The organism is uncultured Microscilla sp. (assembly GCF_947493425.1).
Lineage (GTDB): Bacteria > Bacteroidota > Bacteroidia > Cytophagales > Microscillaceae > Microscilla.
In genome coordinates this window covers 1-9,980 of sequence record NZ_CANLRP010000240.1, presented here as the reverse complement: position 1 = coordinate 9,980, position 9,980 = coordinate 1, and the positions used below count along the sequence as shown (strand labels likewise).

Genomic DNA, 9,980 nt, shown 5'->3' with positions numbered 1-9,980 from the left:
AAACAAAAAAAGCATCATCAAGAAGTTTTTTGAAAATCCTGATGTTGCTTTTTATTAATTATCTAGTGTCGTTCCTACTGCTACGGCGAGCTCACCGAAGGTAATCAGTAGTCAACTTTGGCTAAAATCACTGCGGAGTATTGTTGCATAAAACCAGGTAAAATATACCTGGTTTTTTCTTTATAATACTTCTTTAAGCTGGTTAGCCTTGAGTGGTTTTGCCAATACTCCTGATACAAAATCGAGTGATTGGTGCGAAGGGGCTACCTCTTGCGATGCTTCTGTGATGATGAGTATTTTGGTGTTGGGGTGGTTTGCATAATACTTTTGCTCATAAGCTTTCAAAAAATCTGCGCCATTACCCAGCGACATACGCCAGTCAAGGGTAATAAGATCTGGAAATTGAGCTGCTTTGTCCATTTCAGCCAAAAACTCCAGCGCAGTAGTTCCGCTCATTTTAAAATTTACATTACTACACCCCGTAATCGTGCTAAAAATTTTGTGATTGACTTTGATAAAAGTCTTGTCATCATCTATAATTAAAATATGGTGATAGTCAGTCATATTGCCTTGGATGTTTTAGTGAATTCTCTTTTAATTTAACACATGTTTGGCATAAACCTGCGTTTTGGATTTAATATCTCAGGCTTGGTATGTAAGTTCTTTTTGAACAGGTAGATTTTTGTGAATTATTTACTTAACATAATTGTTTGTTATAAATAAAAAAACCTTTTACCCCATAAAATATAAAGAGTAAATAATAAAAAATGGCAAATAGGGGGCATAACTACCTAAAAATAAGTAATAGTAATTAAAATTTTACTATGTAGTGTTTTTATAAAATGTGGTGCTATTGGGTGCTGATAAATTGGGTATACATAGAGGCAGGCAAATGAGGGTAACCTTTGCAAAGTTACCCATAGATAGATTATTCAATTTCGTTGATTATATTCAATACTTCCATTGTTAATTGACTTTGCTTACGGCTTATTTCGTCGCGTGTCATGGTCAAAGAGTTGAGACTGTTCAGGTTAGCACTAATGACCACCACACGATTAAATAGATCTTTGGTGTGAGGTGTATCTAGTATATCAGTAAGTTCATTGATTACCACTTGCAACTGCCCCTGCATAATTAGCTTTTTTAACTTTCCGGCATCAATCACTACTTTATTAGAATAACCAGACTGGGCAGAAACTGAATCCTCATCTGCCACGAGCTTTTCTACTTCTCTGGCAAATACAATCAACTGTTGGTCGAAATGTACCGAAGTTCTATCAGAATTAAATTTACTACGCAATTGACTAAACATGGCTCTTTTACTGGTAGGCACTATTTGTTCCATAATCTCGAAGTAGCTGACAAAGTCATTGTCTCTTACTTTGTCAATGGCTGTCTTGATGGCTTGATTCATAATACTGGATCTTTTAAAACTTATCAAAAATACAATTATGTACGCTTTACCATAAAGTATCGTATGGCAGGCAAAACTACGGTATTTTTGAATAAATAATTACACCACTTTTTTGTTTTTGAACAAGTCCATCTTTCTCACGAGGGAGGGTAATGATAAAAAAAATGATTATTCATTACATTGATTGTTCGCTCAGGTTTGAGTATTTACTCATCAACAGTTTTTGAGTTGGAACAACACATCTTTAAGAAAAGTTTTTATCAATTATTATGTATTGCTTTTAGGGGTTTAATGGTTTTTTATTTTGTAAAATCATTTAAAACTTTTTGAAAATTTTGCACAACTGCATGTTTTTTAAAAAAAACAACAAAATATTGAAAAACAACTTGTTGTATCCCAAGAGTAGTTTTGTATACTTTTTTAAAAGTTGTTTTTATGTATAAAAAATTGATTATCAGTGTTTTGAAAGTGTGGTCAAATATTATTGTATTCCCAGTGAGTGATTGCTGGTTGTGCCCAAAGAGCCCCTTGTATACTTTTTGTAACCTTGCTTTTTTTGCTTCTCCCGTCTAAACCTTCTAATATAGCGCAACACTTTATGACTGAAAAAGTGGCAAAATATTACACTTATTTGATTTTTAGCAGAGCAAATTAATTACACAAATCAATTTTATAAATCCAATTATTTATTACACTTATGAAAGGTAAATTTTTACTAAGCTTTATCTTTGTGTTAACGCTGTGTTATAGCTCGTTTGCACAACAAAAGCCTACAGCAAAAGCTTCATATCGCACTACGAGTGCTTATGTAAGAGACATCCCTGCCTTGTCGAGCATGGATAACATTATTGCTGCCAGCGGAATGGAGCACGTGGCTCCTCCCAAACGCAGAGGAAAAAATATTTTTGTAGAAGGTAAGGGCTTACCTGCCGCTGGCGATCCTCTGGCGGCAAGACAAGCAGCTGCTCACAAAAAAACGGCTTCTTCGAGAACTACTGCCGCTACTCAAGTAGCTAACTTCGACGCTCACCTTGGTACAGTATTAAATGACCCCACTGGTGCCATAGGTCCCAACCATTACGTATATGCGTTTAACTCTGGCTTTGGTATACTTGACCGTAGCGGAAATGTATTGGTGGCTGAGGCTTCTTTAGGAACTATTTTTCCTGGCGAAACCTTGGGTGACCCTGTGGTAATGTACGATAATTACGCCGATCGATTCATTATTATGCAGTTCAGTAACACGCCTAATGGCATTTTAATAGCTGTTTGTAAAGGTGCTGATCCTGTAAACGATGGATGGCATACTTACCGTTTTAACACGGGATCTTTCCCTGACTATGAAAAAATGTCTATCTGGCACGATGGTTACTATATTACGGCTAACAAAGACCAAAACTCCGCTTCTACAAGTGAAGTAGTGTACGTAGTAGAAAGAGATAAAATGCTCACAGGTGCTACCTCTCAATTGATAGGCTTTCCGTTGCCAGGTATCAGAAACAGTGGTTTTTATAGCCCTGGTGGTTTTAACTCTACAGGTCCTTCTTTGCCTCCTTCAAGTGCAAAACACCAGATTGTTTACATGCAAGATGATGCCTGGTCTGGTGTATCTACCGACCATTTAAAAATATGGACTTCAGATGTAGACTGGAACAACACTTCTAACTCTACTATTACTCTGTCGCAAGAATTAAATACTACAGCTTTTGATGGAGTGTTTGATGGTGGTTCTTTCCGCAACCTTGACGAGCCTGGTTCTGGGCCTGATATTGATGCATTACAGGCTACCATGATGTTTATGACTAACTACCGTCGCTTTTCTACTTATAACTCGGTAGTAATGAATTTTGTCGTAGATGTAAGCGGCAACGATACTAAAGCAGGTATTCGCTGGTACGAACTTCGTCAGCCATCTGCTGGTGGAAACTGGTCTATCTACCAAGAGGGTACTTATACCGACCCCAATGGACACAGTGCTTTTTGTGGTAGTATTGCGATGGACAAAAATGGTAACATTGGTATGGGATATACCATTGTAAGCAGTACCAAGTACACCTCTATTCGTTACACTGGTCGTTTGGCAAGTGATCCACTAGGGGTAATGACTCAGGGCGAAGGTGTAGCTTCTGATGGAGATGCCAGAACTAATCGTTCTGATGGGCGTTATGGTGACTATGCGCAAATCACTATGGATCCAACCGATGATTTAACCTTCTGGCATATTGGCGAATATATGAAGGGCTCTGCGAGTCAAGTAAGAAGAAGCCGTGTGGTTGCTTTCCGTTTTGGTACCCCCGTGCCAGATAATCAAGCTCCTTCTACGCCTACCAACCTGGCCGCTTCCAGCGTATCGTCTACCAACCTTACTTTAAACTGGACAGCTTCTACTGACAATGTAGGTGTGGCTGGCTATGATGTTTACAGAGGTTCTACTTTGATTGGCTCTGCCAGTGGAACTTCCTACAATGTAACTGGTTTGACCCCCAATACTGCTTATTCTTTCTCGGTAAGAGCTAAAGATGCAGCTGGTAATATTTCAGGGGCAAGCAACACAGTAAATGTAACGACCACCGCTACTCCTACCGGGTGTGCTAACGGAGTTGCTTCTTTCCCTTATGGCGAAAGCTTTGAAAACACTTTGGGTGATTGGACTCAAGCATCTGGCGATGACTTAAACTGGACTATTGATGCCAACGGTACGCCTTCTACGGGTACAGGACCTTCTTCGGCGGCTGCGGGTAACTCTTATTTATATGTGGAAGCTTCGGTAAATGGAACTGGTTATCCTAACAAGAGAGCGATTTTAAACTCGCCTTGTTTTAACTTAAGTGCTGCTTCTCAGGCTACTTTCACTTTTAAGTACCACATGTTTGGTGCGACTGATATGGGAAGTTTTAACCTTGAAGCGAGCAACGACAATGGAACTACCTGGACTAGCATTTGGAGCCAAACTGGTAACCAAGGCAACCAATGGAACACTGCTTCGGTAGATTTGGCAGCTTATGTAGGTGGAAGTGTTCAGTTGAGATTTAACCGTGTAACTGGCAGCACCTGGCAGGCAGACATTGCTATTGACGATGTGAGTGTAACTACTGGCAGTGTTAGCAACTGTGCTTCTGGCAACTTAACTTTGACCATTACTTTTGACAATTACCCACAAGAAACTTCTTGGGAAGTTACCAATGCAGGTGGGGCTGTAGTGGCTTCTAAGAGTTATTCTTCTGCCAACCCTGATGGTTCTACTGTAAATGAAACTATTGCTGGCTTGGCGGCTGGTGACTATACTTTTACTTTAAAAGATAGTTATGGCGATGGTATTTGCTGTGCTTATGGTACTGGTTCTTATACTTTGGCTTACGCTGGCGGAACCATTGCAAGCGGTGGCGAGTTTAACAGCACTGATGCTACTGACTTCTGTATTGGTTCAAGAAGCAAGAGCGCAGGCGCTACTCGTTTAGAGACTTATGCCTTAGATAAAAGCAACGATATTACATTATATCCTGTACCTGCGACTGGTGTGTTGAACATCAACGCTCAGGGAGAGGTAGACGGGATTCAAATCTTTTCTATGTATGGGAGAACAGTAAAAACTGCTGAAAAAACTGCCAATGGCAAGAGCAACACAAACAGTGTAGATGTTTCTGACCTTCCGGCTGGTACTTACTTTATCAGAATAACCACTGGTGGAAAAACAGTCACCAAAAAGTTTTTGAAGCAATAGTCATTGCAACCACTTGTTACTTAAACGGGTAACAGACAGATCAATAAAGCGAAAAGGTCGCCTGGTATTCAGGTGACCTTTTTTAATTCGATTTAAGAATCTCCTCTACTAGTAATTACATATACACGCATCGCAGATGCGCGCGAGAGGGGGCTTTACTTATGTAATATATTACTAGTACACTTGCTCTTAAATAGGTAAATAGAGTATTTAAGTGTGTTTTGTTTTCTGATGAATTTTAAAAATTGATCAGAGTTAGTTTACAATTCCGATGCATATCGCATTGGTCAGGGCTTAAAATTCCGCCTGTAAAAACCAGCTTCAAGTTGTGTTGAATCACAATTTTTATGGAATCGCTCAAAACTCTTTGCTCGTTTTTATGCCACTTATTACGAATATTAGCCCCAGTGGGGCGAAACCTTGGTAGAAAAAATAAACGAAACGGGACACGGCTCCGTAGGAGTTGCGCCTAAAAGAGTCGTTTTTGATGATTTTGACGGTATTTTAAGTATTCGTAAAATTAAGCTTTGACGCATGCGATGCATATCGGAACCAAAGCTACGTGATATTTTTGAAGTGAAATCAGGGGGCAAAAAACACAAAATAGACTTTACAAATTTAGGAGCTGGTGTACTAGATGATTGTCTAAATTGTAAATGCAACATACCCCAGAAACGCGGTACTAATCAGGAACCCAAGCCAGGCTGCACCATATTTAACAACTTCTACAAGTTTACGATTTTTTGACATGTTTTCAAGCATTGAATATTTATCCATTACAATATACATGCACCCAAAAATAGACCAACTTGCGGCAGACGTAATGTCAAGCTTCGTGAGATATAATAAACCCACTACAATTAGCTCGAAACCCACTAACAAGTTTAATACTTCCATGGGTTTCTTCATTTTAACATACACACTCATCATCACAACACGATAAATTATCTAAATAAAAGTTATTGTTCTTATATTCTTGAAGAGCCTTCTCTATTGTTTTATGAGGGACTTTTATTTCTTTTGCAATTTTTTCGGCTACTATGGCAAACCTTTGCCTGTATTTATAAATAAAGCAAAACAATGCGTTTCTATGCTTTACTTGTGGACCTACCAAAAATAGATTTTTTGTCTTGGTAGATTCATCAAAATCATTCAGCAGGGGGTAGTTATTTTTAAACTCAAACGCTTCCTTCACAAGCGTGAGGCTACTGGCAAATCCTGTGCAATTAATAGGCTTTTGGGGAGACGTGAATGTATGACCATTGGCGGTTTTAACGATGTATGTAGCATTTACAAATGCTACACTGCTCACTTTGGTTTCAGTGTAATAATCAAAAAGATCAGCTACATACTCTATCCTGTCTCTCGTAAATGGAGCAAGGGAGTAACTCGAGTCGCTTTTTACCAGATTTAAATAGTCAGAATCATCAAGGAGGGTTACTATCTTTCTCGCCCTAATTAAGTTAACCATGGCGTCAAAACCAGATTCATAGGCTCCTATCACGATGTGTTCATCACCATCCAAATCTGAAAAGGAGTCAATCTCTGAGTAATGTGTACATAGATGAGCACCTTCAAAGGCACGCTTATTAGGGTATTGATATTCACCCGCTGCCCATATTGCATAGGTGCTCTTGTATGCTCCATTAGTGGTATTTAGCACGAAAGAATCCGCCTTTTTCCGGATAGCATCTACATAGACCTCTGTTTTAATTGGCAGATCATAATACTTTGCAAGATTTTCAAGATACTCGACATAATCTTCTCCTGTAGGATGTTCAGTCAATAGTGTGAATGCTGGAGAGGTCGCTGGAGTTATTGCATTCAAATCTGGCATCTTAAAAAAGTTTCCCGTGAATGAAGGAGATATAAATCGGGTTTCTTTGGGCCATTTTCTAAATGAATCACCAATCGAAGTCTTTTCTAATATGATATGATTTATGTCCAGCTTTTGCAAAAGAATACTTACTCCTATGCCCGCAGGTCCCGCGCCAACTATGATAACGTCATAATACTTGTCTATATCACTCATCTTATGAGGTCATTAGTTATGTAACTCTTTTTATAACCTTTGCTTTCATACAAATGAAAAACTGCTACAAGTTTAACCATTAACAATCATAAATGCAACATTGTTGCATTTATGATTGTGTAACGATAAAAATATATCACCTTATCAGTACTCTGGCTTCTAAGTAGATAAAGTAGAAATTTTAATTGTTGGTGCACTTCGAAAAACGCTCATACCTGTAGCTACTTAAGTTTTTTTGAAGTAAAGCGAGTGAACAAAAGACGTGAGATAGTACTTTACTTATGTAGTGTCAAGAGTGCTAAGGAGAAGAAACTGTGAAATGGCTAAAGTAGCCATCTGTCCCTCAAACTTCTTGTTTTTAGCTATTTTGCGTAAAGTCAGTTAACTCGTGAGACATTAATTGAGTTAATGCAAAGACCAGAATTGTTTGTGCTTGATCGGCTGTTTTATTTGTATTAGTTTTATGAAAAATCAAAAAATGCCAATGGACTTATCGCCTAAAATTTCCACTAAGCTATTTCTACACACGTTCTGCTTGATGGCTATGCTGTTTAAACCAGTCATAGGGTCTGGGCAAACGACACCTTCCTTACTCAAGCCCTTCAAGTTTAAACTCCAGGAGCGTTTTTCACCAGTCAATGAAAGACTTCTTCAGGATAAACTTTCGGAAATAGCGGTTGTTCAGCGGCAAATGGAGAAAGAGAACCTGTGGGCTATAAGGTATTGGAATGGGGCTTATCCTTCTTACCGCTGGCACCAATTGCTTATGCAAGCCAGCCGAAATCATCAGGGTCATAAAAATGGAGGTCGGGTGGTCATTATGCATCTGGCAATCTATGACGCTATGGTGGAAGTTTGGAAGCATAAAAAGGCTCATTTCCAGAAAGCGGCCTATCAGTATGACTCAAAGATCAAAAGGCTTGGATTCAAACCTGACTACTCCGCTTTTATTTGCGAATGGAGTGCCGTGGCGGGAGCCGCCCACCGGGTCATAGGATATTACTTTCCAGCACAAAAAGAATTGCTTGATAGTCAACTCGCTGCCTTTAAATCTGCTCGTCTTGCTAGTGGTCTGCAATTTCCCTCTGACATTGAGAAGGGACTGGAAATTGGACGAAAAATAGCCAGGAAATACATTGAATATGCCAAGGGTGATCGCACAGACCGTCGCTGGAAAGGGAGGGTACCAAAATCAGATAGTCTTTGGTCAGGGAATCCCAGTCCTTGGGACCCTGTGAAAAGGCAATGGAAGCCCCTTACCCTTGCTCAACCCAATCAGTTCAGACCTAAGCCTCCTCCCACAGACTGGTCTGCTGACATGGAAGAGCTTCGGAAATTTAATGCAAAACATCAAAGCAGTGAAATCGCTTGGAAGTGGAAAAGCGAGCCGGTCTGGGATCGACTGATCGAACGAAAGATGCTGGAATACAACCTGAATCCCTTTGAAGCTGCTTTTGCGAATGCGATTTTTCATACAGCACGCTACGATGCTATCATTGCCGCTTGGGATGGGAAATATCATTATTGGGGAATCCGACCGTTTCAGTACGACTCTTCTTTCAAACCTATTTTGATCGACACCCCCAACTTCCCTGGTTATCCTGCCGGACATACAACCGTTGCTGGCTCTATCGCCAAAGCGTTGTCATTCCTGTTTCCCAAAGATAAATCGTTCTTTGATGGACTTGCAAAAGAATGCTCAGAATCCCGCTTTGAAGGAGGAGTGCATTTTCGTACCGATAATGAAGTGGGGTTGGAAGTAGGCAATAAAGTCGGGCAGTGGGTAATCAAGGCATTTACAGAATGAGATAACTCAATGCAGGAAATTTACTTTTGTTGCAGCGTTTGTAACAGTGTTCATTTTCTTGTGACAAAAAACAACTTGAATACTTTTGGGTAAGTATAACTTTTATAGCACCGTTTTACGTAAAAACGTGCGAATTGTCAATAAAGCTTGATTTTGAATGGAAAATAATAGTAAGAAATTTTATGAAAGGCGTTCTATTCGTTTGCCTGGCTATGATTATACCCAAGAGTCGCTTTACTATATTACGCTTTGTTGTCAAAATAGATTGAAGTTGTTTGGTGAAGTAGTAAACAGTGAGCTAGTGCCAAATGCTGCTGGCAAAATGGTAGAAGAAGAATGGAAAGCTTTGACCACACGTTTTCCAGAAATTCGCTTGCATGCTTATGTGGTGATGCCGAATCACTTTCATGCCGTCGTTGAGATGTGTAGCACTGAACAAATAGATAGTAAAAATGAAAAACCGCCCACCTTGGGCAACATAATAGCTGGTTTCAAATCCATTGTGACTGTTAATTATATTCGTGGGGTGAAAGAGTTAGGTTGGCAGCCATTTGATAAAAAAGTGTGGCAACGAAACTATTGGGAACACATCATTCGCAATGACCAGGCTTATCAAAAAATCACTGAGTATATCATAGAAAACCCTATTTATTGGAAAGAAGATGATTTGTATAAATAAAGTGCTTTGATAGCAGGGTTTATTTTATGGATGCAAAGCCTCTGGCTTGACTTTTCTATTTGTTCAGATTACCTGTTTGGTCGCCCTGTCGTGTGTCAATCTTCGTTTTGGTTATTTTCCTTCTTTATTTTTGGTTTGTTGTATTTATGCAAAGCCTCTGGCTTGAATTTTCTGTTTTTTGAGGTGACCTTTGTAGGGGCTACCCTTGTGGTCGCCCTATCGTGTGTCAACCTTCGTTCTGGTTATTTTTCTTCTTTATTTTTGGTTTGTTGTATTTATGCAAAGCCTCTGGCTTGAATTTTCTGTTTTTTGAGGTGACCTTTGTAG

At 39.4% G+C, this 9,980-nt stretch carries 6 protein-coding genes; 3 read left to right on the top strand and 3 right to left on the bottom strand.

From position 1 onward, the window contains the following. Window positions 1-180: 180 nt before the first annotated feature. Window positions 181-564: a response regulator gene (locus Q0954_RS31040; RefSeq protein ID WP_299464871.1), complete on the bottom strand. Its 384-nt coding sequence runs from the start codon at window positions 562-564 to the stop codon at window positions 181-183. Window positions 565-928: 364 nt separating this feature from the next. After that, window positions 929-1,414 carry a hypothetical protein gene (locus Q0954_RS31035; RefSeq protein ID WP_299464868.1) on the bottom strand — a complete coding sequence of 162 codons (486 nt, stop codon included), beginning with the start codon at window positions 1,412-1,414 and terminating at the stop codon, window positions 929-931. Window positions 1,415-2,111: 697 nt separating this feature from the next. Between Q0954_RS31035 and Q0954_RS31030 the strand changes: the two genes are divergently transcribed. Then, a complete protein-coding gene (locus tag Q0954_RS31030; RefSeq protein ID WP_299464865.1) occupies window positions 2,112-5,135 on the top strand; it encodes a T9SS type A sorting domain-containing protein in 3,024 nt (1,007 codons plus the stop codon). 910 nt (window positions 5,136-6,045) lie between these two features. Here Q0954_RS31030 and Q0954_RS31025 read toward each other — a convergent pair. Then, a complete protein-coding gene (locus Q0954_RS31025) occupies window positions 6,046-7,167 on the bottom strand; it encodes an NAD(P)/FAD-dependent oxidoreductase (protein WP_299464862.1) in 1,122 nt (373 codons plus the stop codon). A 463-nt stretch (window positions 7,168-7,630) separates the two neighbouring features. Between Q0954_RS31025 and Q0954_RS31020 the strand changes: the two genes are divergently transcribed. Next, on the top strand, window positions 7,631-8,974 hold the full coding sequence (locus tag Q0954_RS31020; protein ID WP_299464859.1) for a phosphatase PAP2 family protein: 1,344 nt from the start codon (window positions 7,631-7,633) through the stop codon (window positions 8,972-8,974). A 157-nt stretch (window positions 8,975-9,131) separates the two neighbouring features. Next, window positions 9,132-9,653, top strand: coding sequence for a transposase (locus Q0954_RS31015; protein WP_299464856.1), 522 nt, complete (start codon window positions 9,132-9,134; stop codon window positions 9,651-9,653). Window positions 9,654-9,980: the final 327 nt, after the last annotated feature.

Coding starts and splice junctions, on each gene's coding strand:
- Q0954_RS31040 (WP_299464871.1), bottom strand. CDS start 564: ATGACTGACTATCACCATATTTTAATTATAGATGATGACAAGACTTTT.
- Q0954_RS31035 (WP_299464868.1), bottom strand. CDS start 1,414: ATGAATCAAGCCATCAAGACAGCCATTGACAAAGTAAGAGACAATGAC.
- Q0954_RS31030 (WP_299464865.1), top strand. CDS start 2,112: ATGAAAGGTAAATTTTTACTAAGCTTTATCTTTGTGTTAACGCTGTGT.
- Q0954_RS31025 (WP_299464862.1), bottom strand. CDS start 7,167: ATGAGTGATATAGACAAGTATTATGACGTTATCATAGTTGGCGCGGGA.
- Q0954_RS31020 (WP_299464859.1), top strand. CDS start 7,631: ATGAAAAATCAAAAAATGCCAATGGACTTATCGCCTAAAATTTCCACT.
- Q0954_RS31015 (WP_299464856.1), top strand. CDS start 9,132: ATGGAAAATAATAGTAAGAAATTTTATGAAAGGCGTTCTATTCGTTTG.